The organism is Halochromatium sp. NSM3, from assembly GCF_059621085.1.
The window spans coordinates 1-26,412 of the sequence record NZ_JCAQIA010000027.1 but is presented as its reverse complement, the minus strand read 5'-3'; the positions used below and the strand labels follow the sequence as shown (position 1 = coordinate 26,412).

At 64.1% G+C, this 26,412-nt stretch carries 24 protein-coding genes; 11 read left to right on the top strand and 13 right to left on the bottom strand.

Annotated features, from left to right (window positions below; genetic code table 11):
• Window positions 1–29 precede the first annotated feature (29 nt).
• The 3 genes from AC54T3_RS12035 to AC54T3_RS12025 all read left to right on the top strand — a co-directional run bounded on the left by AC54T3_RS12035 (window position 30) and on the right by AC54T3_RS12025 (window position 4,438).
• Window positions 30–2,729: a calcium-translocating P-type ATPase, PMCA-type gene (locus tag AC54T3_RS12035; RefSeq protein WP_496625029.1), complete on the top strand. Its 2,700-nt coding sequence runs from the start codon at window positions 30–32 to the stop codon at window positions 2,727–2,729.
• A 12-nt stretch (window positions 2,730–2,741) separates the two neighbouring features.
• Complete coding sequence (locus tag AC54T3_RS12030) at window positions 2,742–3,956, top strand: DNA cytosine methyltransferase (RefSeq protein ID WP_496625027.1); 1,215 nt, start codon at window positions 2,742–2,744, stop codon at window positions 3,954–3,956.
• A 92-nt stretch (window positions 3,957–4,048) separates the two neighbouring features.
• On the top strand, window positions 4,049–4,438 hold the full coding sequence (locus AC54T3_RS12025; RefSeq protein ID WP_496625025.1) for an Eco29kI family restriction endonuclease: 390 nt from the start codon (window positions 4,049–4,051) through the stop codon (window positions 4,436–4,438).
• Here AC54T3_RS12025 and AC54T3_RS12020 read toward each other — a convergent pair.
• The 11 genes from AC54T3_RS12020 to AC54T3_RS11970 form a co-directional block, all read right to left on the bottom strand.
• A complete protein-coding gene (locus AC54T3_RS12020) occupies window positions 4,428–5,327 on the bottom strand; it encodes an HpcH/HpaI aldolase/citrate lyase family protein (RefSeq protein WP_496625023.1) in 900 nt (299 codons plus the stop codon). The genes AC54T3_RS12025 and AC54T3_RS12020 overlap by 11 nt on opposite strands.
• Entirely contained in the window at window positions 5,320–6,483 is a 1,164-nt protein-coding gene (locus AC54T3_RS12015) for a cysteine protease StiP family protein (RefSeq protein ID WP_496625022.1), read from the bottom strand. Before AC54T3_RS12015 ends, AC54T3_RS12020 begins: the two co-directional genes overlap by 8 nt.
• Window positions 6,484–6,540: 57 nt before the next feature.
• Window positions 6,541–7,299, bottom strand: coding sequence for an HAD family hydrolase (locus AC54T3_RS12010; RefSeq protein WP_496625020.1), 759 nt, complete (start codon window positions 7,297–7,299; stop codon window positions 6,541–6,543).
• 89 nt (window positions 7,300–7,388) lie between these two features.
• Window positions 7,389–7,844: a tellurite resistance TerB family protein gene (locus AC54T3_RS12005; RefSeq protein ID WP_496625018.1), complete on the bottom strand. Its 456-nt coding sequence runs from the start codon at window positions 7,842–7,844 to the stop codon at window positions 7,389–7,391.
• Between the two features lie 76 nt (window positions 7,845–7,920).
• Window positions 7,921–9,159 (bottom strand): TerD family protein, encoded by a 1,239-nt coding sequence (locus AC54T3_RS12000; RefSeq protein ID WP_496625016.1) that lies wholly within the window; start codon window positions 9,157–9,159, stop codon window positions 7,921–7,923.
• Window positions 9,160–9,165: 6 nt separating this feature from the next.
• Window positions 9,166–9,744: a TerD family protein gene (locus tag AC54T3_RS11995; protein WP_496625014.1), complete on the bottom strand. Its 579-nt coding sequence runs from the start codon at window positions 9,742–9,744 to the stop codon at window positions 9,166–9,168.
• A 114-nt stretch (window positions 9,745–9,858) separates the two neighbouring features.
• On the bottom strand, window positions 9,859–11,040 hold the full coding sequence (locus AC54T3_RS11990; protein ID WP_496625013.1) for a phosphoribosyltransferase domain-containing protein: 1,182 nt from the start codon (window positions 11,038–11,040) through the stop codon (window positions 9,859–9,861).
• Between the two features lie 72 nt (window positions 11,041–11,112).
• Window positions 11,113–11,706 carry a TerD family protein gene (locus AC54T3_RS11985; protein ID WP_496625011.1) on the bottom strand — a complete coding sequence of 198 codons (594 nt, stop codon included), beginning with the start codon at window positions 11,704–11,706 and terminating at the stop codon, window positions 11,113–11,115.
• 77 nt (window positions 11,707–11,783) lie between these two features.
• Complete coding sequence (locus AC54T3_RS11980; protein WP_496625009.1) at window positions 11,784–12,470, bottom strand: TIGR00266 family protein; 687 nt, start codon at window positions 12,468–12,470, stop codon at window positions 11,784–11,786.
• Window positions 12,471–12,506: 36 nt separating this feature from the next.
• Window positions 12,507–13,085: a TerD family protein gene (locus AC54T3_RS11975; protein ID WP_496625008.1), complete on the bottom strand. Its 579-nt coding sequence runs from the start codon at window positions 13,083–13,085 to the stop codon at window positions 12,507–12,509.
• A gap of 176 nt (window positions 13,086–13,261) precedes the next feature.
• On the bottom strand, window positions 13,262–14,038 hold the full coding sequence (locus AC54T3_RS11970) for a ComFC family protein (RefSeq protein ID WP_496625006.1): 777 nt from the start codon (window positions 14,036–14,038) through the stop codon (window positions 13,262–13,264).
• A gap of 292 nt (window positions 14,039–14,330) precedes the next feature.
• Here AC54T3_RS11970 and bioB point away from each other — a divergent pair, with 292 nt between their 5' ends.
• The 5 genes from bioB to bioD all read left to right on the top strand — a co-directional run bounded on the left by bioB (window position 14,331) and on the right by bioD (window position 19,500).
• Entirely contained in the window at window positions 14,331–15,413 is a 1,083-nt protein-coding gene (bioB, locus tag AC54T3_RS11965; protein WP_496625004.1) for a biotin synthase BioB, read from the top strand.
• A gap of 85 nt (window positions 15,414–15,498) precedes the next feature.
• Window positions 15,499–16,683, top strand: a complete 1,185-nt coding sequence (gene bioF / locus AC54T3_RS11960) for an 8-amino-7-oxononanoate synthase (RefSeq protein ID WP_496625003.1) — start codon at window positions 15,499–15,501, stop codon at window positions 16,681–16,683.
• A gap of 268 nt (window positions 16,684–16,951) precedes the next feature.
• Window positions 16,952–17,800, top strand: coding sequence for an alpha/beta fold hydrolase (locus AC54T3_RS11955; RefSeq protein ID WP_496625001.1), 849 nt, complete (start codon window positions 16,952–16,954; stop codon window positions 17,798–17,800).
• Window positions 17,797–18,678, top strand: coding sequence for a malonyl-ACP O-methyltransferase BioC (bioC, locus tag AC54T3_RS11950; RefSeq protein WP_496624999.1), 882 nt, complete (start codon window positions 17,797–17,799; stop codon window positions 18,676–18,678). Before AC54T3_RS11955 ends, bioC begins: the two co-directional genes overlap by 4 nt.
• Window positions 18,679–18,717: 39 nt before the next feature.
• Complete coding sequence (gene bioD, locus AC54T3_RS11945) at window positions 18,718–19,500, top strand: dethiobiotin synthase (RefSeq protein WP_496624997.1); 783 nt, start codon at window positions 18,718–18,720, stop codon at window positions 19,498–19,500.
• A 42-nt stretch (window positions 19,501–19,542) separates the two neighbouring features.
• On the opposite strand, the gene recN is transcribed toward bioD, so the two are convergent.
• Both recN and AC54T3_RS11935 read right to left on the bottom strand, forming a co-directional pair.
• Window positions 19,543–21,216, bottom strand: a complete 1,674-nt coding sequence (gene recN / locus AC54T3_RS11940) for a DNA repair protein RecN (RefSeq protein WP_496624995.1) — start codon at window positions 21,214–21,216, stop codon at window positions 19,543–19,545.
• Window positions 21,210–22,091, bottom strand: coding sequence for an NAD(+) kinase (locus AC54T3_RS11935; protein ID WP_496624993.1), 882 nt, complete (start codon window positions 22,089–22,091; stop codon window positions 21,210–21,212). The genes recN and AC54T3_RS11935 overlap by 7 nt, the downstream gene beginning before the upstream one ends.
• A 328-nt stretch (window positions 22,092–22,419) precedes the next feature.
• Between AC54T3_RS11935 and hrcA the strand changes: the two genes are divergently transcribed.
• The 3 genes from hrcA to dnaK all read left to right on the top strand — a co-directional run bounded on the left by hrcA (window position 22,420) and on the right by dnaK (window position 26,294).
• Window positions 22,420–23,481, top strand: coding sequence for a heat-inducible transcriptional repressor HrcA (hrcA, locus tag AC54T3_RS11930; RefSeq protein ID WP_496625076.1), 1,062 nt, complete (start codon window positions 22,420–22,422; stop codon window positions 23,479–23,481).
• Between the two features lie 87 nt (window positions 23,482–23,568).
• Window positions 23,569–24,216 (top strand): nucleotide exchange factor GrpE, encoded by a 648-nt coding sequence (gene grpE / locus AC54T3_RS11925; protein ID WP_496624992.1) that lies wholly within the window; start codon window positions 23,569–23,571, stop codon window positions 24,214–24,216.
• A 137-nt stretch (window positions 24,217–24,353) separates the two neighbouring features.
• Complete coding sequence (dnaK, locus tag AC54T3_RS11920) at window positions 24,354–26,294, top strand: molecular chaperone DnaK (protein WP_496624991.1); 1,941 nt, start codon at window positions 24,354–24,356, stop codon at window positions 26,292–26,294.
• The last annotated feature ends 118 nt before the right edge of the window (window positions 26,295–26,412 follow it).

Genomic DNA, 26,412 nt, shown 5'->3' with positions numbered 1-26,412 from the left:
GCCCCGCTTTTTAAGAACAGGAATCACTCATGAAAAATAACTATCCGGGCCTGACCACCGACGAGGTCAAGGCCTCGCGCTCGCAGTGGGGGAGCAATGCGCTGACCCCGCAGGAGAGCGAAGGCTTTTGGGAGAAACTGACGGCGAATTTCAAGGACCCGACGATCATCGTGCTAATGGTCGCCCTGGTGATGATTACAGCGCTGGCGCTGTTCGGCTATGCCGAGTGGTACGAAGGGGTCGGCATCGCCATCGCGGTGCTCGTCGCCGTGGGCGTGGCGACCTGGTCGGAGTACAAGAACGAGGGCGCCTTTCAGCGGCTGTTGACCGACGCCTCGCAGATCCAGGTCAAGGTGTTCCGCGATGGCTCGAGCCTGGAGATCCCGATCGACGACCTGGTCGTCGGCGATATGGTGTTGTTGCAGCCGGGCGATAAGGTGCCTGCGGATGGCATCGTCCTCGCCGGTGAGCTGACGGTCGATCAGGCCTCGATGACCGGCGAGTCCGAGCCGGTGAACAAGAACGCGGTGCCGAATCAGGAGGTCGCCGCCGAGGTGGCGGATCTGCATGATCCGCATTGGGTCTTCCGAGGCTCGGTGATCGAGGACGGGGAGGCCGTCGTCGAGCTGGCTGCGGTGGGCGATAAGACCTTCTACGGGCGTCTGGCGCAGGAGATGAGTAGCGAGGCGCGGGAGACCCCGCTGCAGGCGAAATTGTCGATCCTCGCCGGTCAGATCGGCAAGTTCGGCCTCTTCGGCGGCGTCGCGATCGCGTTTGCGTTCATGGGCCAGAAGCTGTTCATGGAGCGCGGTCTGACGCTAGGGACCATTGGCCCCTTCCTTGCCGATTGGGCGAATTGGGGCGCCTTGGTGAGCGATTTCGTCACCGCGATCATCCTGGCGGCGGTGATCATCGTCGTCGCCGTGCCCGAGGGGCTGCCGATGATGGTCGCGATCGTGTTGTCGATCAATATGCGCAAGCTGCTGCAGGACCGGGTGTTGGTGCGCAAGCTGCTCGGTATCGAAGCGGCCGGCAGCCTCAATGTGCTGTTCACCGATAAGACCGGCACGCTCACTCGCGGCCATCTGCAGGTCTCGACGGTGGTGCTTGGCGATGGCCAACAGTGGTCGGATTTCGCGACGCTGCCGGAGCCGATTCGCGCGACGGTCGGCACCTCGATCCGGCTGAATACCATGGCCGTGCTCGATGTCAGTAAGCCCGATGCGGTCAACATCATCGGCGCGGATCGCACCGAGCAGGCCCTGTTGCGCTTTGTCGAGCCGGTGTTGCGCGAGCCGGACCCGGCCTCCGTGGTCGACATGGTGGCCTTTAGTACCGCGCGGAAGTTCTCGGCAGTGCAGCTCGAGGGTGGTCCGGCAACCACCCTGATCAAGGGCGCGCCCGAGCTGATCCTGGCCCGCTGCACGCAGATGCTCGATGCCGATGGTCAGCCGCAGCCGCTAACGCCGGCCGAGCTGGAGCCGACCCTAAACGCGCTGGCTGAGCGCTCGATGCGCTTGCTTGCGTTGGCCGTCTCGGATGCGCCGATCGGCGAGCATAAGGCGCTGCCCGAGCAGATGACGCTGGTGGCGGTGGTCGGCCTGCGTGACGAGCTGCGACCGGAATCCCGCGATGCGGTGCGCGTGGCGCGCGAGGCCGGGGTGCATGTGGTCATGGTCACCGGTGACCGACACGAGACTGCGCGCGCGATCGCGACCGATGTCGGTCTGCTCGACGCCGGGACTGGGGTGGCCATGACCTCGAAGGAGATCGAGGATCTCTCGGATGAGGAGCTGAAGGCGGTGCTGCCGCGCCTGCAGGTGGTCTCGCGCGCCTATCCGCACACCAAGAGCCGATTGGTCCAGGCCGCGCAGGAGATCGGCCTGGTCGGCGGGATGACCGGCGATGGGGTCAATGACGCCGGTGCCTTGAAGCGCTCCGATGTCGGTTTCTCGATGGGTAGCGGCACCGAGGTGGCCAAGGAGGCCGGGGATATCGTCCTCCTCAACGACAACTTCTCGTCGCTGACGCGCGCGGTGCTCTATGGACGGACGCTGTTCAAGTCGATCCGGAAGTTCTTGATCTTCCAGCTCACGGTCAATATCTCGGCGATCCTGGTCGCCTTCCTCGGGCCGTTCTTCGGCTTCGATCTGCCGCTGACCATGGTGCAGCTGCTGTGGATCAACCTGATCATGGACACGCTCGCGGCGTTGGCCTTCTCGGGAGAAGCCGCGTTGGAGCGCTACATGCGCGAGAAGCCGATCCCGCGCGATACGCCGATCATCAGCGGCGATATGTGGTCCTCGATCCTGATCAACGGCTTTGCGATCGCCGCGTTGAGTATCATCTTTTTGACCTTCGATCCCATCAAGTCGTTGTTCCGTGATGACGTTGGTGAGTTCGACCAGGCGGCCTTCCTGACCGGCTTCTTCGCCTTCTTCGTATTCATCAACAACTTCAACAAGTTCAACGCGCGCACCGAGAACGTCGATCTGTTCGAGCATCTGACGGAGAACCGCTTATTCATGATCGTCGTCGCGCTGATCTTCACCCTGCAGATCATCTTCACCTACTTCGGTGGCGAAGTGCTGCGTACCGTCGGGCTGAGCCTGGGTGAGTGGATCTGGGTGTTGCTGTTCTCAGTGTTGATCATTCCGATCGACCTGGCGCGCAAGACGATTCGCGATAAGCTGGGCCTGCATCCAGTGGAGACGTTTGAGAAGCGCTAGCCTCCATTAGAAATGAAATCGGTTGAACTCTTCGCCGGGGGTGGGGGACTCGCCATGGGCGTGTCCCTTGCGGGTTTTGAATCTCTAGCAGTGATCGAGTGGGATCGCTGGGCTTGCGACACCATCAGGGAGAATCAAAAACGCGGTTATCCGGTGGTTGCCGATTGGCCCCTATGGGAGGGTGACGTCCGTGAGTTCGACTGGTCGCCCATTCCCGAGGGCATTGATCTTCTGGCCGGCGGGCCGCCATGCCAGCCTTTTTCGATGGGCGGGAAGCACAAGGCGTATGGCGACAAGCGCGACATGTTTCCCGCAACCGTTGATGTCGTCCGAGCCTTGCGGCCGAAATCCTTCATTATCGAGAATGTGAAAGGATTGACTCGCTCGAGTTTCGCCAATTACTACCAGTACATCCTGCTACAACTGGAATTTCCAGAGGTCACCCACAGGAATCATGAAAGCTGGCTCGATCATCTCAAGCGTCTGCAGATTGAAAAGACCTCTGGCGCGCTTCGTGCATCGGGACTCGCCTACAATGTTGTTTCCACCTTGGTCAATGCAGCGGATTACGGGGTGCCGCAAAAACGGGAGCGCGTTTTCATGGTGGGCTTCCGTTCCGATCTTGGTATCGAATGGTCCTTCCCCCGTCCGACTCATGGCTTGGATGCCTTGCTTTATTCCCAGTGGGTCACGGGTGACTATTGGGAACGTCATGGTGTGGCCAAACACCGGCGCCCAGAGGTTCCCAGAAAATCGGAAGCTAGAATTCGTCAATTATCGTCTAGTTTCCCTTTGTTCCACGGAAAGCCATGGCGAACAGTTCGTGATGCCTTGGTAGATCTGCCAGACCCACGCCAGCGTGAAGCAAGCGGATTTTTGAATCACGCCTTTCAGGACGGAGCGAAAATGTATCCAGGGCATACGGGCAGTCTGCTGGATATGCCTGCCAAGACGCTAAAGGCCGGTGATCACGGTGTTCCTGGTGGCGAAAATATGATGGTTCTCGACGATGGACAGGTGCGGTACTTTAGCGTTAGAGAGTCAGCGCGGTTACAGACCTTTCCCGACGGCTATGTGTTCCATGGCTCTTGGACGGAAACCATGCGGCAACTCGGCAATGCCGTGCCTGTGGTGCTTGGACGTCAGGTGGCGGCGTCCGTGGCCATGCGTCTCGCTGAAAGCGAATTTCGCAAGCTTGCGAATCTGCGCATGCGAAAGATCGCATGACGGGCGTTAGGGTCATACCCTTCAATCCGTTAGACAAACGTCATCTTGGCGAGAGCGTTGGCCAGGCGATGCTACGGCAGTCGGTCATCCCCATGACCGACTTGGCAAGTTTCGATGGCGCTGGCATCTACGCGATTTACTATCAGGGCGATTTTCCCGCTTACGCAGCAATCAGCGAAAAAAACCAGAGAGAGAATTTCGTTGTGCCCATTTACGTGGGCAAAGCGGTGCCGAAAGGTGCGAGAAAGGGCGGCGATCTTGACGCAGCCCCCGGAAAGGTACTCTCCAATCGCCTCCTGCAGCACAAGCGAAGTATTGAAGAGGCCATCAACCTCGATAGTGCGGACATGCTGCATCCAGGGCGTTCGTGGGCGGATCGGTGTCAATCTCGCGAGGAGACGGCGGAACAGATCATCACCGAGGTCAGAGACTACCTTCGCAATCACCCACCACCAGATGACTCAGCCATCATCACCGGGTGAGCGTCCCATGCCAGTGCTTCTCGCTCGCTGCGCGCCCGACGATGTGCTCGGCCCAGGTGCTGTGGGTGGCAAGCTCACACATGGAGCCGCCGAATTTGAACACGGCGCGGTCTTCGTCGAGGATGCGCTGGGCCACCTCGAGATCGCTGGGTGAGACCCGGAAGCGGCTATCGATCAGTGGCAGCTGATCGGGATGGATCGCGGTCTTGCCGCAGAGGCCATGGGCGAGGTCTTCGCCGAGCTCTTCTTCGAGCATCTCAGGGCAGTCTAGATGCTCGAACACGGGTGCGGTGAGCTGGAAGCCATGCGGCTTGAAGACCGTGACCAGGTTGGCGATGGTCAGCCCGAGTGGGGTGCGATAGAGGGTGCGGTCGCGTGGGCGTCGGATACCGAGGAGCGCGAGGAGATCGTTGCCGCCGATGCGTAGCGCGAGGATCTTGTCTTGATAGTCGCGTTCGAGCATGTAGTCGCGCAGCTCGGTCATGCGCGCGGGATCGAATACGTCGTGGGTCTCGAGGGTTGGCATGCAGTAGTAGTGGCGCCGGCTGCCGTCGAGCTGGTCCATGTAGGCGTCGATGCTGCCCATGTCGAGCTTGGGTAGGACGAAGCCGTCGAGCTTGTCGACGCCGGGTAGATTAAGCAGCCAACTCAGAATCTCGGGGTTGCGCACCCGCACGAAGCGGAGTGTCTCACTGTTCGGGCGCATCGTGCCGAGGCAGTAGCGCAGGTTATCGAGCGCCGGGCCGAGGGCCTCGGCAGCGACCGCGTCCTCAGTGCAGAAGATGACCGAACGCAGCTCAGGCCATTTGCTGCCATTGGCGATCTGTAGGCAGTCCTTATGAGTCACGGGGACATACAGGGAACCGCCCAGGCGATAGGCTTCAAGCATCGGTGACCCCCTTAATCAACGCAACGGCTTGATAGGGCAGGCTGGGGTCGACCTCCCAGCGGACGGCCTTTTCGTCGGCGAGCTGGCGCAGATGCGCAACCTCGGGGATCTCGGCATCACGCAGGATCAGCAGGTCGGGCACGCGCCGCAGCAGCACGCGGGTGGCTTCGCCGATGCCGGGCTTGATCAGGTTCTCGTCGCGGATGGCGAAACGGGTCTTGAGTTCGGCGATGAGGCGTTGTGAGCGAGTCCTCGCCGGGGTTGGGTCAATCGGGTTGGGGTTAGGCCGGTAGCCTGCGGCCAGCTGCTCGCGAATAGCATCGCGCAGGGCGTCGACGAACCAGACGGAGCGATCCTGGGGCGCGAAGTCGGCGTAATAGACGCAGCCATGGAAGTCCCGAGGGCCGATCCGCTCATTGAGGATAGAGCGGCTGACGAGCCCCGAGAGGGTTGCGTTCATGATGCTCGAGGGGATCAAATAGTCGGCATCCGAGGGCGCGATGCCGACGCCAGCGAGATCGGTGAGGGCATAAAGGTTTGGGTCTAAAGCGCCCTCGTTCTCGCCCTGGCAGTGATGCTCAGTGAAATCGGTGATGGCGCGCCGCAATTCTCGCGCGATGACGCCTTTGCCAGTCCAGCCGTCGACAAAGACGACGCTGGCCGGATCATGACCAGCCTCCTCGAGCACATAGCGCAGCGCCTGCTGATCGATGCCGCGATCGCGAATGATCGAGAGCGAATAATGCGTCGCCGAGCGCGCGAAGAGGTCGGTTAGGGTGTGCTTGAGCACCACGCCGACCGGGGTGCCGGCGCGCGCCAGTGAGAGTAGGGTGATCTGATCGGCTCGCTGATCGGCGATGATGGCGGCGAGATCAAGCAGCCCCTGCGCCATGCGCGCACGATTCATCGCCCAGGCCTGCTCGAAGAGGGCCATGTAGCGCGGCGAGGGCAGCGACTCGCGGCTGAGCATCTCGCTGTAATGGCGCTGACCGCTCTGGATCAACCGTTCCTTCTCGGCTACCGGGGTCGGCTCGAGCTGGATCGGCGTGAGCAGGAAGCGCACATCCTCGGGGCGATAGCTGCCGCGAAAGCAGCGACCTTGAGCAGGCTGCGGCCGCAGCGGCTGGGGTTGTTGTTCCAGCGGATCTCGGTCCATGGGATGTGCGCGGCGATGGGATGATAAGGATGAGATGAGAAGGCCGGGCCGCGAGGCCTAGAACAGCGGGCGGCCAAAGGTCGCGGCGAAGAGTTGCGTATCGCGCGGTGTGATGCAGTAGTCACAAGCAGCGATGAAGGCACCGTCGATGAGGCTGTCACCGATGCCGATCGTTAGCCACTCTTCATCGCCGTTGGTGAAGCGGTCGATCAGGTGGCGCACGGCGTGCTCCTTGCCGACCTCTCGCGGGATCACTGCCAGATTGTTGTCATTGCGATGCACGCGGTAGGCGTCGCCATGCGCGCTCAACCACGGCTGGATCAACTCGGCGTCGAGCCGTGCCAGATCCTCGTCACGACCGTCGCGATGCTTGGCGACGAAATAGAAGGGCAGATCCAACTCGCTGACTAGACGCACCCGTGCCGCGAGGTTCTCATCTTGAATGTACGCTTGCGCGCGTTCGAGCAGATCCAAGAGATCGGCGCGTGCGACCTCGGAAACCGCGCGCATGCGTTCCAGCCACTCAGGGTCGGGCATGCCACTCGGATCGAGTAAAACGCCGCCATAAACAAGGATCGACCAACTCTCGAACGGCAGATCGACCCGGCGCAGCGCATCCCAGTCGCGCGCCGTAGTCGGCACCAGTGTGGCGTCGGCCGCCAGCCAATCCCAGAACGCACGCTGCTTGCAGGTCATGAACGAGTGCGCGCTGCCGTCCCGGAGTCTGGCCACCGGGTGCAGCGCGCCGTCCGGCGGGCATTTGCGATGGCTCTGGAACAGGGTGTCGTCCAGATCCAGGAACACGAGCTTGCGCACTTTGGGTTCAAAGGCCTTGATCGTTCACCACAGATTCACACGGACTCACACAGGCGCTTTCTTCTGTGGTCAAAGCGATTTACATCAGGTTAGGCCAGCTCGAAGTCGGCGGGATTGAGGTTGAGTTCCATCGCGAGCTTGCGGGCGACGCGCTTTTCGTCGTCGTCGAAGACGCCGTCGGCGCCAGCGATAGCGATGATCAGACGCATGATCAGACGTGCCGCCGAGTCATTGCTCTTCATCTTGCGCACCGCCTCGTAAGCCTTGGTCTCGCCGAGATCCTTGTCGAACTCGATTTGGCTGACGACGTTTTGGAAGCTGTCGATCAGCTCCTTACTCGAAAACACCGACAGCGCCTCATAGTTCTCGATGAAGCGCATCATCTTCTGCTTCTCATCCGATGAGATGTGGCCGTCGGCCATCGCGATCAGCACCGAGCCGCTGACGGCGGCGTTCATGAAGTCCTTGTTTTTGAACTTGAGGGCCTCGTTCTTCAGCTCCGAGGCCTTGCTTTTGAGATTATTGACAAAGTTTTGAAAGCTCATGGGATGTCTTCCTCAGGGGGTGAGTTGTTCTGACAGGGCGCTTTGGGTATTCAGTCCTTGCTGCCGCGAACCCATTTCAAGCCCCACTGATGGGCTTGGTCGACCTCGCGGTGGCCGCGATATAGTAATCCACCAGCTTGGTGATGCGTACCGCGCCGGTGTCGTTCTCCAGCAGGGCGATGGCGCACATGGGCTGGTCGTTGCTCCGAGAGTCGAGACGGACCTCGATCTCGGGCTGTCCTGGCGTCTTCAGGCTGATCTTGGCATCGGCCTCGGCCCAGTTGGGGGCACCCTCGTAGATGAAGGCATAGATGAGGACGCGCCGGATGGCATCCCAATGTTTGCCATTGATGCGCAGGTTCTCGCCTTCGCTGCGGGTGCCGCTGCGATCGTCGGCATCCAGCGCGATGTAGGGCGGATTGAGCAGATCACCGAAATTATTGCCTAGCGCCTGGATCGCGCCTTTGTCCCCCGTGCGCAGCTCGACGAGGCAGCCGATGTCGAGATCGATCTGATTGGATCGCTTGCCGCCGCCAAAGAGGCCGCGCTTGGCCGGGCCGGATACCGCTGGGCGCCAGCTCAGGTTGATCAGGATCTCGCCATGCTCGGCGTTGCTTGGCTTCTCGAGTGAGACGCGGTTGCCCTTCTTCTCCAGCGTGATCTTGCTGAGATTGACCGGCGGCGTCTTGGGCTGAGGCGGTGGTGATTGAGACGGTGGAGGCGGTGTCGCCCGAGACCTTGACGGCGGCGAGGCAGCCGGCGTCGGCTCGGCGACCGTGCCGCCGAAATGCTCGACCAGGGCAGAGAGTCCACCGTTGAAGCCCTGGCCAATGGCGCGAGTGCGCCAGACACCGCCCTTACGGTAGACCTCGAGCAGCATCAGCGCCCGCTCGGCGGCGAAGTCGGCCCCGCTAAAGGCGAAGCGTCCGGTCTCGGTGGCGCCGTCGAGGAGCCGCACATGGCCTTGGCCGATGTTCGACATGGCGCCGGTGCCTTCGATCGCTGCGGTGAGGGTCAAGCACTCGATGCTCAGCGGCAGCTTGCCGAGATCGATGGTGAAGCTGGCCGTGTCACCCGAGAGAGCGTCTGCAGGATCACCCGCAGGCGTGCTCAGCCGCACCCCGCCGCAGGGCGAGCTGGGCTGGTTGAAGAAGGTCATATAGCGCTCGTCGGCGAGCTTGCCTTCGGCGTCCAGTCCGAAGCAGGCATAGTCGATGCCCAAGCCCGGCGCCTGAATGGCGACGCCGAGCCTGAAGCGCTCGCCGTTGGCGATCAGGTCCGTGATCTTGGCGCGTTGTCCGCGTGTCAGGTCCATCTGCGGCTAGCCGACGTTGACGCCATGTTGCTGGGCGAGTGCCTTGAGGCCGCCCGCGAAGCCTTGGCCGACGGCCTTGAACTTCCAGTCGCCACTGTGGCGATAGATCTCGCCGAAGATCATCGCGGTCTCGGTCGAGTAGTCCTCGGACAGATCGAAGCGCACCACCTCTTGGTTGTTGTCACGGTTGACGATGCGCACGAAGGCGTTGCTCACCTGACCGAAGTTCTGGCGGCGGGCCTCGGCATCGTGAATGGTGACGACGATGACCAAGCGCTGGATCGTGGCCGGCACCTTCGACAGGGTGACATGGATGGTTTCATCGTCGCCTTCGCCCTCGCCGGTGAGGTTGTCGCCGGTGTGCTCGACGGATTTATCCGGCGAGGTGGTCTGGTTATAGAAGATGAAGTGGCTATCGTCAGGCACCTTACCGTCTTCTTTGACCATGAACAGGCTGGCATCAAGGTCGAAATCTTGGCCGTCGGTCGCCCGCGCGTCCCAGCCCAGGCCGACGAGCACATTCTCAAGATTGGGTGCTTCCTTGCTCAGGTTGACGTTACCGCCTTTGTTCAAGCTGATTGCCATTAGTGCCTCCGCTTAGGGTTGAGTGTGGGTTGGTTAAGGGCTAGCTAGGATAGGGCGATGGCCAGCGTCACGCTCGATACGCTGCGCTGGGGGCAGACACCCTGGGGCAGACGACTAAACACAGACCCCAGCGGGCAGCATCTGGTAAGGCACGCAGCGTGCGCCGAGCCGCGCGCACACATCGTTTAGGCTGTCGCTCGGGGTTTCGTGGCAGAGGATGATACGCGCATAGGCATTGGGATCGACATTGTACAGATAGTTCGGGATGCCCTCGCCATAATTGTCCGTAAAGACCAGACGTTGGGTGATGTCCCTGCCAGGGAGGATGGGCGAGCGGGTCGTCGACTGCACACGCACATGACGTCCTTCAAGCTCCAAGACACGCCCCATCCGAAATGCCGGGTGCATCAGCTCGCCGGTGCCGAGCACCAGGAGCGGTGCCTCCAGAGGCAGATCGTCCACCAGCGCGGCCACTTCTGATTCGCGGAGCGGCAAGCGTTGGCTGATGCCGAAACGCCCGCCAGTAGCTGCGAGCTGATCCAGCTGCCGCCGATTGTCGCCGACCGCGCTCGGGGCTGGCTGCTCGGCGAGCCGAGGTGCTGGCCTGAAGTCGATCTCGGCATCCAGCGCGCTGACCAGGGTCACCGGCAGACCAAGTCGGTCGCTGAAGGCGGCGGCGCTCTTGTCCCCACTGAAATTGGTGATGGAGACGAAGTGGACACGCTGCAAGTGCGGATTGCGTGCCCGGTAGGCGGCGGCCAGATTGCAGAGCGTGGAGCCGGTGCTGATCTCGTCGTCGATCAGAACCAGCTCGCGGGCCGAGGCGAAGCGCCGCTGGTGCTCCGGGTCGAGCGGTTCGTAGAGGATCTGATCCGGGGCATGACAATGGGCCTCTTGGAAATCCAGCGCGCGATAGCCCGGCACTCGATAGCGGGTCGAGTGCAGGAAGAGGGCGGCGGCGTCCGGGTGCTGTTCGAGCAGGGCCTCGAACACGCCCTGACCTAGCCCGGTGGCGGTCTCCGCCATGGCGACGAGCAGCCAAGGCCCCTGCTGGCCCAGCGAGAGGGCGTGGGCGAGATGGCGATGGATCTGCTCCATCGTCGCTGGTCGGGCCGGCCAATGCTTGCCCAACACCTTGCTAACGAACAGGAAGCCACGCTTGGGATTGGCGCGCGCGGCAAAGCCGCAGAGTTGGTCGAGCGGGAATGCCGCGCGCGTGACCCGAACCTCGAGCCTGCCGGTGGCCAGCTCGATGCATCGGGGTGGGTTTAGGTCCAGGCTGCTGTCTGAGCGCATGCTGAAGTCGCCGGTGGCCGATATCGAGGCCCGAGAGGGCGACAGCAGCGATCGGGCGCGTCCGTCGTCACCTCACAGATGCGGCTTGATCTGCGGCAGCAGTTCCTCGAAGGTACGCCCGCGACCCACCTCGCCAATCGCGTGCATCTTCCACTCGCCGTTGTGGCGATAGACCTTGGCCATGATCATCGCCGAGTGCCCGCCCTGGCAGGAGAGGTCGTAGCGCGCGATCTCGCTGTTATTGGCACCGTTGACGATGCGGCAGAAGGCGTTCTCGACCTGCGAGAAATCCTGGCCGGTGTAGTTGTTGACGGTGAACACCAGGCTTTTGACGTTGCCTGGCAGCGCGGCGAGATCGACCTTGATCTGCTCGTCGTCACCCTCGCCCTCGCCGGTGCGATTGTCGCCGGTGTGCTGGATGCTGCCGTCCTTGCTGCGTAGCTGGCGGAACCAGATGGCGTCGAGCTGATTGCCCTGCTCGTCGAACAGCAGGCAGGAGGCGTCCAGGTCGATACTAGCGCCACCGCCGCCGAATAGGCCGCCGAACATGCCCGATTTCTTGCTGTTTCCCGCGTCCCAGCCAAGGCCCATGATGATCCGGCTCAAGCCGCCACCGGCCTCCTTGTCTAAGGAGATTTTCTGACCCTTTTGAAGGCTGATGCCCATCTCGGTTGTCCTCGTTTCGGGTGAATGATGATGTCGTTGTGGTGACTGGAGGGCGCCGCTATCGAGATGTGGAGGTTTCAGTTGCCCTTCTGAGGTTGGAACAGGCTGCGGTTGCGCGAGCAGATCACAACCTTGCCTTGGCCTCGGAAGCGGATCACCAGCCCTTCGCCAGAGGTGACTGAATTGACGATGTTGCCGAAGAAGCCGCCCCCGGTCTGTGGCATGCCGACCTCGAACGAGAGGTCCGACGACCAGGCGACGGCATGGCTGTTGTCGATCACCGTCTCATGGCCGGGGGTGATGTCGAGCGTGAAGATCGAGCCGAAGCCCGACACGGCGAGCTTGCCCGTGCCGACCGCCTCCATGATGACGAAACCGCCGGTACCGCCGAAGAAGCCGCCGCCAACCGTGTTGAGCTTCGGGCGCACCTGAACGCCCGATTCGGCGGCGACGAAGCTGCCGTCCGACAGGGTATAGGACATGCTCGGGCTGACGTCGAGCAGCTCAATGGAGCCGGGCAGGGCCGGCGAGAGCAGACAGTCACCGTCGCCGGTGACGGCCTCGATCTCCTGCTGGAAGAACGACTCGCCGGTGGCAAAGCGCCGCATCACCGCATTGCCGAGGCCGCCGCGCATCTGGCCCTTGACCTGCAGTGGTGCTTCCATCATCACCATGGCGTCGGATTCGCAGAAGATCTTCTCGCCCTTGCGCAGACTCACATGCAAGAACGGATCGATGTCACCAGTGATCGTAAAGGCGGGCATGTGGGCCTCCTCCAGCGGATGGGACTGAGTCTCGGATCAGCCGAGGTTGACGCCGTGATCCTTGGCCAACGCCTGCAATCCGCCCTCGAAGCCCTGGCCGACGGCCTTGAACTTCCACTCCTCGCCGTGGCGGTAGATGTCACCGAAGATCATCGCCGTCTCGGTCGAGTAGTCCTCGGAGAGGTCGTAGCGCGCCAGCTCGGTGTTGGAGTCCTTGTTGAGCACGCGCATGAAGGCGTTGCGCACCATACCGAAATTCTGCTTGCGGCTCTCGGCCTCGTGGATGGTGACGGCAAAGACGATGCGTTTGGCATCGGCGCTGACGCCGGGCAGATTGATCGACACCGACTCGTCGTCGCCTTCGCCCTCGCCCGTGAGGTTGTCCCCGGAATGCACCACGGCGCCGTCGGGGGAGGTCTTCTGGTTGTAGAAGACGAAGTGGGCGTCGGAGAGGACCTTGTCGTCATCGCCGACGATGAAGACGCTGGCGTCGAGGTCGAAATCGGCGCCATCGGTGGAACGGGCGTCCCAGCCGAGGCCGACGAGCACATTGGTGAGCCCCGGGTCGGTCTTGGTGAGACTGACATTACCGCCTTTTTGCAAGCTAATGGCCATGCTGCGTTTCCTCTCGGTTAGGTGAAGTCCAGTGGTGCGTCCACTTCATGCTGTTGGCTAGTCTACAGTCAAGACGCCCGTAGCGAAATCTACTCCCCTCAGACGGGCAAATGAGGATATGGCTATATGGATATGGGCACAGGCCCAGCGGCCAAGCACGAGCACCTGCTGCTCTATCATGGGGTGCGCGCCAAGGCCCAGACATCGACCCGCTCGCAACCGGCCTGTGTCAGCCTCCGCGCCAACTCGGAGACCGTGGCGCCGGTGGTGACCACGTCGTCGAGAATCGCCAGGTGCTGAGGCAGTGGCTCGGTGACCTCGAAGGCATCGCGGATGTTGGTGAGACGCAAGCGTTCGTCCAACTCAGTTTGAGCTTGGGTCGCCCGGGTACGCCGGCAACAGCGGTGGTTGACGGGGATGGCCAGGCGGCGCCCGACCACGCGCGCCAACTCCAACGCCTGGTTGTAACCGCGCGTTCGCAAGCGTCGCGGATGCAGGGGCACCGGCACGATCGCCGCCGGAGGCTGCCAGTCGGGATGCTCGCTGTCGGCGCTCAGCGTCTCGGTCAACAGCTCGCCGAGCAGGCGGATCAGGTTCAGTCTCGAGCGGAACTTGATCTCGACGACCAGCGAGGACAGGGGCTCTTCATAGCGAAAGGCCGCCGTGCAGCGCGCGAAGGGTGGTGGGGCTTGCTGACAGCGGCCACAGATACCACCCGTGCCCGCGCTCATCCCGGCACTCATATCCGCACTCGGGCTCGCGCTCGAGACCATGACATTCGCCATGCGCTCGGATGCGAGCGTCGGTGCAGCCGAGGTCGAGAACGGCTGGGCACAGCGCGCGCAGTGCGCGCCGATGAGTGGCAGATCGGCATGACAGCCCGCGCAGAGATCGCGACCGGCCTCGCCGGGCGCGCCGCAGAGCACGCAAGTAGGCGGATAGAGGAGGGCCAAGGCCCGCTCCACGCAATGATGCAAAGCAGGAACGCGGGCATTTTGTCGCAAAGCGCCAGCGATCCGGGGTTCCAAATGCTGAATCCTCAAGTCGGGCAGAGCCCGAGTATAGCCTCGCTTGAGCAAGGCGCACCTGGCTGTATGGCCGAGTCTCGGTCGCTCGGAGCGATCGCTTGTCAACTGCGAGTGCTGCATTTGGTTGACAGCGCCGAGCCGATGGTTAGGCTAGCAGATTAGATCGTGGCGGCACTCCAGCGCCGCAACTCCCGAAATCCGCTGCCGGACCTCCGTTATGTCGCCATCCCTACAGTGCGCCCCCGTCTCGCTCGAGGGCGCGGTCCCCATCCGTCACGACTGGTCGATCGACGAGGCGAGCGCGTGCCTGAAACAACCATTCAATGACCTGCTGTTCGCGGCCCAATCGGCCCATCGTGCGCACTTCGATCCGAACCGCATCCAGGTCAGCACTCTGCTCAGCATCAAGACCGGCGCCTGTCCCGAGGACTGCGGCTACTGTTCGCAGAGCGCCAAGCACGACACCGGTCTCGAGCGCGAGCGCCTGCTGCCGGTCGGCGAGGTGCTGCAAGCCGCTCGCGCCGCGCGCGAGGAGGGCGCGACCCGGTTCTGCATGGGCGCGGCCTGGCGCAACCCGACCGACAAGAACCTAGAGCAGGTCATCGAGATGGTGCGCGGGGTCAAGGCACTGGGCCTGGAAACCTGCGTTACGCTTGGGATGCTGGAGCACGACCAGGCCCGGCGTCTGCGCGAGGCTGGGCTCGACTACTACAACCATAACCTCGATACCTCGCCCGAATTCTACGGCCAGGTCATCAGCACCCGCACCTACCAAGACCGACTCCAGACCCTGGAATACGTGCGCGAGGCCGGCCTCAAGACCTGCAGCGGCGGCATCCTCGGCATGGGCGAATCGCGCCGCGATCGCGCCTCGATGCTCTGTCAGCTCGCCAATCTGCCGGCGCATCCGGAATCGGTGCCGATCAACCTGCTGGTGCAGGTCGAGGGCACCCCGCTGTTCGGCACCGAGGCCCTCGATCCGCTCGAACTGGTGCGCACCATCGCCACCGCCCGGATCATGATGCCGGCCTCCTATGTGCGCCTCTCGGCCGGTCGCGCCAGCCTCTCCGACGAGCTGCAAGCGCTCTGCTTCGCCGCCGGGGCCAACTCGGTGTTCTATGGCGACCGGCTGCTGACCACCGATAACGCCGAGGCCGCGCGCGACCAGCACCTGTTCGCCCGCCTCGGGCTGCAGCCCGAGGTCGCCGAACTCGAGGGGCGCGACCAGCCCGGCGCCTGTCACAAGTCGATCGACCGTCAGGCTCCGGCGAGCGACACTGCAGCAGGCGCCAGACCGTGAGCGAGATCACGGCGGCTAAGCGTTACGGCGCCCGATGCCGATGGCGCCACGCACCACCTTGCCAGGCCCACGAGACCGCGCGCCCATGATCGAGTTCGCCGCTGAACTCGCCGGTCTACGCCAAGCCGGCCTGCATCGCCAGCGGCGGTTGCTGGCCGGGCCGCAGGGCGTGCGCCCGCGCATCGATGGCCGCGAGCTGCTTGCCTTCTGCAGCAACGACTATCTTGGCCTTGCCGCGCATCCGACGGTGATCGAAGCCCTGCGCGAGGGCGCTGTGCGCGACGGTGTCGGCAGCGGTGCCTCGCATCTAATTAGTGGCCACCACGAAGCCCACGAAGCCCTCGAAGAAGCGCTTGCCGTCTTCGTCGGGCGCGAGCGCGCGCTGCTGTTCTCGACCGGCTACATGGCCAACCTCGGCGTCATCCAGGCCCTCTGCGGACGTGGCGACCAGATCCTTGCCGACCGGCTCAACCATGCCTCGCTGCTCGACGGCGCCCAGCTCAGCCAAGCCCGCTTGCGCCGCTATCCACACGCCGATACCGAGCGCCTAGCGGACCTGCTCGGCAGCACCCGCAAAGATGGCAGCGGCAGCCTGATCGTCACCGATGGCGTGTTCAGCATGGACGGTGATCTCGCACCGATACCCGCGCTAGCCGCCATCGCCAACGTAACCGGCGCCGTGCTCATGATCGACGACGCCCACGGCATCGGCGTCCTCGGCGCCAACGGCCGCGGCACCCTCGAACACGCCGGCCTTCACGGCGACGAGGCACACACCGCAGTCCCGATCCTCGTCGGCACCCTCGGCAAGGCCCTCGGCACCTTCGGCGCTTTCGTCGCCGGCAGCGCCGAGCTGACCGATTTCTTGATCCAGCGCGCGCGCGGCTACATCTACACCACCGCGCTGCCGCCCGCGCTCGCCAGCGCCAGCCTTGCGGCACTCAAAATCGCCGCGCACGAGCACGAGCGCCGCGATCATCTTCAGCGCCTGATCAAACGCTTCCGCACCGGTGCCGAAACGCTCGGGCTAGCCCTCGCCGATTCGCCGACCCCGATCCAACCGCTGATCGCCGGCGATGTCGACACCGCCCTGCGCTGGAGTCGCTTCCTCGAAGACAACGACATCCTAGTCACCGCGATCCGCCCGCCGACCGTCCCCCAAGGCGCCGCGCGCCTGCGCATCACCTTCTCGGCCATGCATGAAGACGCCGATGTCGATCGCCTCCTCGACACCCTGGCGAGACTTCCAAACAGCACCCCCAAGGAGTAGCAATAGCCCAGAGGTGCTGGTGTCGGCTGGCGGGCGCCGGGGGACGCCGTGAATCCGTCCTTGGACGGCTTGCGCACAGCATCCTTGCTGTGCACACCCCCAGCGCCCGCCAGCCGACGCCGGCACGAGCGCCAAGTTAGGCCATCGCACCAAAACCGCGACACACTCGACCAACGCGAGCAAGACAATCAGCAGGGAACGGCTCAGAAGGCTCAGAAACAAGCGGCACACCGCTGCCAACCTACACGCACCAAGCTCACCAACAACGATGCACCACGACCGACCCACTCTCGTCCTGCTCCACGGCTGGGGCATGAACAACGGCGTCTGGGAAGCACTCCCAGCGGCGCTCAGCGAGCGCTTCCACCTGCACCCCATCGAACTCCCCGGCCACGGCCACGCGCCCTTCCAACCGCACTGGCGCGACCTGCCGGACTGGGCCGACGCCGTGCTCGCCCAAGCCCCCGAACAAGCCATCTGGCTCGGCTGGTCGCTCGGCGCCCTGGTCGCGCTGCAGGCCGCGCTCCAGACGCGCAGTCCAGGCCGACCCCTTGGCCCCGGCCAACACACACCCGCTCAGCACACACCAGCCCGCAGCCTCGCCACCAGCCCACGCCCGCCCGCCAGCCGCATCCGCGCCCTGATCCTGGTCGCCGCCACGCCGCGCTTCGTGCAAGCCGCCGACTGGCGCGCCGCCATGCCCGCCGCCACCTTCGACGGCTTCCACGGCACGCTGCGCGACGACCCCGGCACCACCCTCGAGCGTTTCCTCTCGCTCCAGGTCCGCAGCAGTCAGGACGCCCGCGAGACCCTGCGTCGCCTGCGCGCTGGCATCGCCAAGCGACCCCAGCCGCAACCCGAGGCGCTGCTCGCCGGCCTTGACCTGCTGCGCGAGGAAGACCTGCGCGCGCGCCTCGCCGATCTCGAGCAACCTGCCCTTTGGCTGTTCGGTGAGCGCGATACCCTGGTTCCGGCTGCGGTGGCCGAGCGGATTGCGCTCTTGATGCCGCAGGCCCAGTGTCGAACCATCGCCGGTGCCGCCCATGCGCCGTTGCTCTCGCACGGCGATGAGGTCGCCGGCAGGATCACCGCTTTTCTCGACGAGACCGCCCCATGAGCCCGATCGACAAACGCGCCACCCGCCGTGCCTTCGAGCGCGCCGCGACCAGCTATGACGAGGCTGCCGTGCTGCAGCGCGAGATCAGCACGCGCATGCTCGAGCGGCTCGACTATGTGCGCCTGCGCCCAGAGACCATCCTCGAACTCGGCTGCGGCACCGGGCAGGGCATCGAAGCCCTTGCCAAGCGCTGGCGCCAATCCCGGATCATCGCCCTCGACCTCGCCGAGGCGATGCTCCAGCGTGCCCGTCGCCGTGGCACCTGGCGCAACCGGCCGCGCCCACTCTGCGCTGACCTGGAGGCGCTGCCGCTGGCTGACGACTCGGTCGATCTGGTGATCTCTAACGCCACCCTGCAATGGGCCGGCGATCTCGCGCACGCCTTCGCTGAGCTGCGTCGCGTGTTGCGCCCCGAAGGGTTGCTCATGTTTACCACCTTCGGCCCGGACACCCTGATCGAGCTGCGCCGCGCCTGGGCTGCGGCCGACGGCGGTGCCCATGCGCATGTCAGCCCGTTTCTGGATATGCACGATATCGGCGATGCGTTGGTCCAGGCTGGTTTCGCCGATCCGGTGATGGACGCCGAGCGCATCACCATGACCTATGCCAGCGTGCGCGACCTGATGCGCGACCTCAAGGCCATCGGCGGGCGCAACGCGCTGCACGAGCGCCCGCGCGCGCTGACCGGCCGTGCGACCTTAGCGGCGATGGAAGCCGCCTATGAGCAGGCACGGCGCGACGGGCGCCTGCCCTCGACCTGGGAGGTGGTCTATGGCCAGGCCTGGATGCCGGCTGGCGTCAAGGCGCCGGCGCAGCGGCAGATCGCCGACGGGGTCGCGATCCCGCTGTCGGCGATCCCACGGCGGGCCGCGCGGTGAGTGGGTTAAGCGGTTGCCTATGTCCATGAGATCCATGCCGTGAATGACGAGATTGTCAGTCCTATGGCATTGATCTCGAGACCAGCGCCGGAGCCTGCAAAGGCGCACGGGCAGGGACTATTCATTACTGGCACCGATACCGAGATCGGCAAGACCGAAGTCACGCTCGGGCTGATGTCCGCCTTGCAGCAGCGCGGCCAGCGCGTGCTCGGGATGAAGCCGGTTGCCGCTGGTTGTGCGGTCACGGCGGATGGTCTGCGCAACGAGGATGCGCTGCGCATCCAAGCTCAGGGTTCGTTGCCGGTCGCCTATGCGCGGATCAATCCCTACGCCTTCGCGCCGCCGATCGCGCCGCACATCGCCGCCGCGCAAGCCGGTGTCGAGATCGAACTCGCGCCGATCCAGACCGCATATCACAGTCTGGCGGCGCGGGCCGACTGGGTGATCGTCGAAGGTGTCGGCGGCTGGCGCGTTCCGCTTGGGACGGAACTCACCCTGGCGGACTTGCCGCGAGCGCTCGGGCTGCCGGTGCTGCTGGTGGTCGGCCTGCGGCTCGGTTGTCTGAACCATGCGCTGCTGAGTGCCGAGGCGATCCAAGCTGAGGACTTGCAACTGGCCGGCTGGATTGCCAACCGCGTCGATCCAGCGATGGCTGCCGCCGATGACAATCTGGCCACGCTCCGCGATCTGTTGCCAGAGCCCTGTTTGGGTGTGATCCCCTGGCTGAGGCAGCCGACCCCGGAGCAGGTCGCCGATCATCTGAGACGCGATCTGGAGCGGCTGCATTGCGCTGCTGAGCCGCCATTGCAGCATGGCGCTTAATCGCCACGAATTGGATCTCTGAACGGTTGCCGCGCGACGGACTCACTCGCGCTCGCTGAGCCGCAGCATCTCCGCCGCGTGCGCGCGCGTGGTCTCGGTGATCTCGGTGCCGCCAAGCATGCGCGCGACCTCGTCGATGCGCTGCTCGGCATTCAGTGGATCGATACGCGTGAAGGTCTGATCCTCGCGCGCGGACTTCTGCACCCGTAGATGCTGATGCGCCTGCGCCGCGACCTGCGCTAGATGGGTGACACAGAGCACCTGCCGGTTCTCGCCGAGGCGACGCAGCAAGCGGCCGACGATCTCGGCGACACCGCCGCCGATGCCAACATCGACCTCATCGAAGACCAGGGTCGGGATACCGCCAACCTCGGCGGTCGCGACCTGAATCGCGAGGCTGATGCGCGAGAGTTCACCGCCGGAGGCGACCTTGGCCAGCGGCTGTAGCGGCTGGCCCGGGTTGGCGCTGACCAGAAACGCAATGCGATCGAGTCCTTGACTGCTGATCGCCTCGGCATCGCCAGAATCGACCTCGACCTGGAAGCGACCGCCGCCCATGCCCAGCTCCTGCATCGCAGTGGTCACGGTCTCGCTTAAGCGCCGAGCGGCCTCGCGGCGCGAGGCGCTCAGGGCTTTGGCGCGTTCGAGCAGAGCCGCGCGGGCCTGTTCGCGCTCAGCGGACAGCGCCTCGAGCGACTGATCGGCCTGCTCGAGACGTTGCAGCTCGTCGCGGCGTTCGGCGGTGAAGGCGAGCAGCTGCTCGGGCGCGACGCGGTACTTGCGGGCGAGGTCATGGATATGGCCGATACGCTGCTCGACCACCCCGAGGCGGGTCGGGTCCATCTCGAGCCCATCCAGGTAATGGCGCAGGTTCGCGGCTGCTTCCTCGATCTGAACCGTGGCGCCGTCGATCAGCTCGCGGGTCTCGCCCAAGCTGGGATCGATCGTGCTCAGGTCGCTGAGATCGGCGCTAGCGCGGCCGAGGTGATCACGCAATGACTGCTCGCCTTCGTAGAGCAGTTCGACCAGCGTTGCTGCGGTGGCCTGCAGCTCGCCTTGATTGGCGAGCCGGCGCTGCTCGGCGTCCAGCTCATCGAGTTCGTGCTCGCCGAGTTCGAGGGCCTCCAGCTCCTCGAGCTGGAAGCGCAGCAGCTCCAGGCGTTCCTCGCGCTCGGTGCGCGCCTCGGTCAGGGTCTTCCAGCGCTGATCGAGCGTCCGAAACTGCCGATAGTGCTCGGCGACCGCGCTGGTCAGCGATTGATGCGCGGCATAGCCATCGAGCAGCGCGCGCTGCGCGGCTGGCCGCAGCAGGGACTGATGCGCGTGCTGGCCGTGAATGTCGACCAGACGCTCGCCGAGCGCGCGCAGCTGAGCGCTGCTGACGGCACGGCCATTGATGGAGGCGCGGGCGCGTCCACGGCACACTAGCACGCGCCGGATCAGGCACTCGTCGCCGTCGTCGAGCGCCTGTTCGGCGAGCCAGGCGCGTGCCGGCGGGTTGTTGGCGATGTCGACATCGACACTGATCTCGGCCCGCTCGCGGCCGTTGCGGATCAGGCTCGCGTCGGCCTTGTCGCCCAGGGCCAGCCCGAGCGCGTCGATCAGGATCGACTTGCCGGCGCCGGTCTCGCCGGTGAGCGCGGTCAGGCCCGGCCCCAACTCGAGTTCGAGCCGGCTGACGATGACCAGGTCCTGGACGGTAATGAGGTTCAGCACGGTAGATCGGAATGGGTATGGCCGCCCCAGCCGAGCTTGGCGCGCAGGATGCGGTAATGATCGTGATCGTGCGGATGCAGCAGGCGGATGCGACGCAGGCTTCGCTCGATGCGGATGGTGGCGCCCGACTCGAGGGGAAGGTCGACCTGGCCGTCGCAGGTCAGGCGCACCTGCTCCGGCTCCAGGTTGCAGATGCGGATCTCGATGCGGCTACTGCCCGGCACCACCAGCGGCCGATTGCTCAGCGTGTGCGGACAGATCGGCACCAGCAGCAGGGCATCGAGCCGTGGATGCAGCAGCGGGCCGCCGCCGGAGAGGGCATAGGCGGTGGAGCCGGTCGGGGTGGCGATGATCATGCCGTCGGAACGCTGGGCATTGATGAACTGGCCGTCGATGTAGGTCTCGAACTCGATCATGCGCACCGAGTTCCATTTGTGGATCACCACATCGTTGAGCGCCCGCTCGGGGGCGGCTTGTTCGCCCATGCGCGCGTCGAGCAGGATGCGGGTGTCGGCCTCGTAGGCGCCGCTGAGGATCTGCTCCAGGCGCAGCTCGATCTCATCGGGCAAGATGTCGACCAGGAAGCCGAGGCGGCCGAGGTTGATGCCGACCAGCGCGACATCGTGCTCGGCCAGCACCCGCGCCGCGTGCAGGAAGGTGCCGTCGCCGCCGACCACCAGCACCAGGTCGCAGCGTTCGCCGATGCTGTCGATGCTGACGCCATCGTTGCGCTGCAGCAGGGCTGCGGTGGCCTGCTCGAAGGAGGTCCGCACCCCTTGCGCGCCGAGGTAACTGACGGCGCGGGCGACCGTGGTTGCGACGCGCGGGTCGTCATGCTGTTTGGCGATGATGCCGATATGCTGGAACCAGGCCATCGATGGCGCGCGACTCCCTAGGAGACGAGGATGAGGAAGAATGGGGCTGGCGAGTGCCCGCCTGCGCGGACCCGCACCAGGCTCAACGTTAGCATGCGGCACCGAGCACGCCAATCATCGCCAGGTGATCGCCACGGGGATTGCTGGGGGGATTGCTGGGGAAATCGCTGGACTGATCGCCGGGACGCTTCTTGACATCATCCGGTGAGCCCCTTAGATTGAACGCATTAGCACTCGCCAGATAAGAGTGCTAACAACCGATTGACCGCCTGAGATCCCGGATGTGAAGGGTTTCGTTTAGCCGCCAGTGAGTGACAATCTCGTGTCGATGGACTCCAGAGCCAGTGGTCGCTTTGCCGAAGGCCAGGTCAGCGAGCGCGCGCTGCACTTCTTGAAAGTGCTCGTCGAGCGCCACATTCGCGATGGCCAGCCGGTCGGGTCGCGCACCTTGGCGCGCGATACCGGGCTCGATCTGAGCCCGGCGACGGTGCGCAATGTGATGTCGGACCTCGAGGATTTGGGGCTGGTCTCCTCGCCGCACACCTCGGCGGGGCGGGTGCCGACCGCGTCGGGTTATCGCCTCTTCATCGATAGCCTGCTCAAGGTCGCGCCGCTGACCGAGTCGGATGTGACCATGCTGCGCGATCAGTTCGCACGCAGCACGGATACTGCGACGCTGATCCAAACCGCCTCGCGGGCACTGTCCGGCGTGACCCATCTGGCCGGGCTGGTGATGGTGCCCCGGCACGAGCGCGAGGTGTTTCGCCAGATCGAATTCGTCGGCCTCTCGGGGCGGCGGGTGCTGGCGATCTTGGTCACTGGTGACGGCGAGGTGCACAACCGGATCCTCGAGACCGAGCAGCCACTGCCGGCCTCGCAGCTTGAGCAGGCGTCGAATTATCTGACGCAATTGTTCAACGGCCATGAGATGCGCGAGGTGCGCCGGCAGTTGATGGCCGATCTCAAGCAGACGCATGCGCACATGGACGAGCTGATGATGCGGGCGGTGATGATGGCGCAGCGCGTCATCGAGGCCGCCGAACACAAGGACGATGTGATGATCGCGGGTCAGACCAATCTGATGGAGTTCACCGAACTCTCCAGCATGGATCGGCTCAAGGCGTTGTTCGACGCCTTCACCGAGAAGCGGCAGATCCTGGATCTGCTCGATCGCTGCATCGAGGCCGAGGGGGTTCAGATCTTCATCGGCGAGGAGTCGGGCTACGAATTGCTCGACGACTGTAGCGTGGTGACCGCCACCTACCGCGTCGAGGATCAGGTGTTGGGCGTGCTCGGGGTGATCGGCCCGACGCGCATGAATTACCAGCAAGTGATTCCGGTGGTCGATGTGACAGCGAAGCTGCTCGCGGCAGCCTTGCGCGGGCGCTGATTGGCGACAACCTACATTCAATGCGAGAGGCCAAGGGCGCGTCTGCGGCGCGGTCGCTATCCGCCTGGTGGCCCGGAGAGGTTAGAGATGACGAAGGAGCAAGACGACGCAGCGCAACCCGAGGTAAACGTGGTGGCGGACGTCGACGGTGAGCGCGAGGCCTCGGACTTCGACGAGGAGACGCTCGCGTTTGATCAGTCCCCGTCCGATGTGCATCAGTCCGACTCGGGTCAGCCCGAGTCAGCCGGTGTCGCACCGGGCGATCCGGCCGAGCTGACCATGCTGCTGGAGGACGCGCGTGCGAAGGCCGATGAGGCCAACAACCAACTGCTGCGTCTGCGCGCCGAGATGGAAAACATGTCGCGGCGCCAGGCCAAGGAGCTCGAGAGCGCGCACAAGTTTGCGCTCGAGGGCTTCGTCAAGGAATTGCTGCAGGTCCGCGACAGTCTCGAACTCGGTCAAGCTGCCGCCGAGGCCCCGGATGCCGATGTCGCTAAGCTGCGGGAAGGCACCGAGCTGACGCTGAAATTGTTGCGCGACGTCATGGTCAAGTTCGGCGTCGAGCGCATCGACCCCGAGGGTGAGCCCTTCGACCCGAACTATCATCAGGCGATGTCGATGCAGCCGCGCTCCGATATGCCTCCGAATACTGTGGTCAACGTCGTACAGAGCGGATACCTCTTGAATGGCCGTTTGGTGCGCCCGGCGTTGGTCATGGTGTCGCGAGCGGCTTGATGCCGCGCCGGCGGCAGAACCGTGAGAACGCTTGAGAATCACAGGGTTTTGCCCCAAATCCTGCGCCAATGAGTGGGCTGGGGCGAGCCAACCGACCACGAACATCAAAGCAATTTAACTAGATTTGGAGAGAAACCATGGGAAAGATCATCGGTATCGATCTCGGTACGACGAATTCTTGTGTCGCCGTCATGGAGGGCGACAAACCCAAAGTGATCGAGAACGCCGAGGGCGATCGCACCACCCCGAGTATCGTCGCCTTCACCAATGATGATGAGGTCTTGGTGGGCCAATCGGCCAAGCGTCAAGCGGTCACCAATCCGGCCAACACCCTGTTCGCGATCAAGCGCCTGATCGGGCGCCGCTTCGAAGATCAGGTGGTCGGCAAGGACAAGGACATGGTCCCGTACAAGATCGTCAAGGCCGACAATGGCGACGCCTGGGTCGAGGCCAACGGCAAGAAGATGGCGCCGCCGGAGATCTCGGCCAAGATCCTGCAGAAGATGAAGAAGACCGCCGAGGATTACCTGGGCGAGAAGGTCACCGAGGCGGTGATCACCGTGCCGGCCTACTTCAACGACTCGCAGCGCCAGGCGACCAAGGATGCCGGGCGCATCGCCGGTCTCGATGTCAAGCGCATCATCAACGAGCCGACGGCCGCCTCGCTCGCCTACGGCATGGACAAAAAGCGCGGCGATCAAAAGCTCGCGGTCTATGACCTCGGCGGCGGCACCTTCGACATCTCGATCATCGAAATCGCCGAGATCGAGGGCGAGCATCAGTTCGAGGTGCTCTCGACCAATGGCGACACCTTCCTCGGCGGCGAGGACTTCGACCTGCGCATCATCGACTTCCTCGCCGAGACCTTCAAGAAGGAGCAGGGCGTCGATCTGCACAATGATCCGCTCGCGCTGCAGCGCCTGAAAGAGGCCGCCGAGAAGGCCAAGATCGAGCTGTCTTCGAGCCAGCAGACCGACATCAATCTGCCCTACATCACCGCCGATCAGACCGGGCCGAAGCATCTCAACGTCAAGCTGACGCGCTCCAAGCTCGAGTCGCTGGTCGAGGATCTGGTCGATCGCACCATCGGGCCCTGCCGCACGGCGCTGAAGGATGCCGGGATTGGTGCTGGTGACATCAACGAGGTCATCCTGGTTGGCGGTCAGACGCGCATGCCCAAGGTGCAGGCCAAGGTCGAGGAGTTCTTCGGCAAGGCGCCGCGCAAGGACGTCAACCCGGACGAGGCCGTGGCGGTCGGCGCGGCGATCCAGGGCGGTGTGCTGGGCGGTGGGGTCAAGGATGTGCTGCTGCTCGATGTGACCCCGCTGTCGCTCGGCATCGAAACGCTGGGCGGCGTCATGACCAAGCTGATCGAGAAGAACACCACCATCCCGACCTCGGCCAATCAGGTGTTCTCGACCGCCGACGACCATCAGACTGCGGTCACCGTGCATGTGCTGCAGGGCGAGCGCGAGCGGGCCGTCGATAACAAGTCGCTCGGGCGCTTCGATCTCTCGGACATCCCACCGGCGCCGCGCGGCGTGCCGCAGATCGAGGTCAAGTTCGACATCGACGCCAATGGCATCTTGAACGTGCACGCCAAGGACAAGGCGACCGGCAAGGAGCAGTCGATCGTGATCAAGGCCAGCTCGGGCCTCTCGGACGACGAGGTCGAGCGGATGGTCAAGGATGCCGAGGCGCATGCCGAGGACGATCGCAAGTTCCACGAGCTGGTCGGCGCGCGCAATCAGGCCGACTCGATCATCCACGCCACGCGCAAGTCGATGGAGCAGCTCGGCGACGAGAAGCTCGAAGAGGGCGAAAAGGAGCGCATCGAGAGCACTATCAGTGAACTCGAGGAGGCCATGAAGGGCGAGGATAAGGACAAGATCGAGTCGCTGACCAAGGCTCTGGGCGAGGCCTCCGGTAAGATGGCCGAGCGGCTCTATGCCCAGGATCAGGGCGGTGAGGCCGGCGCCGGTCCGGCGGGTGATGCTGGTGCCAGTGAGGGCGCGAAAGCGCAGACCGATGATGTGGTCGACGCCGAGTTCGAGGAAGTCAAGGACGACAAGCACTGAGCCACATCATGCCTCGAGTGCCTGTGCTCCGGCCAGGCGACGGGGGCGGGGGGGGGGGGCCCACCCCCGGTTGGTTTTTTTAGGCCCCCCCCACAGGGGTTTATTTGTGGCAACACAA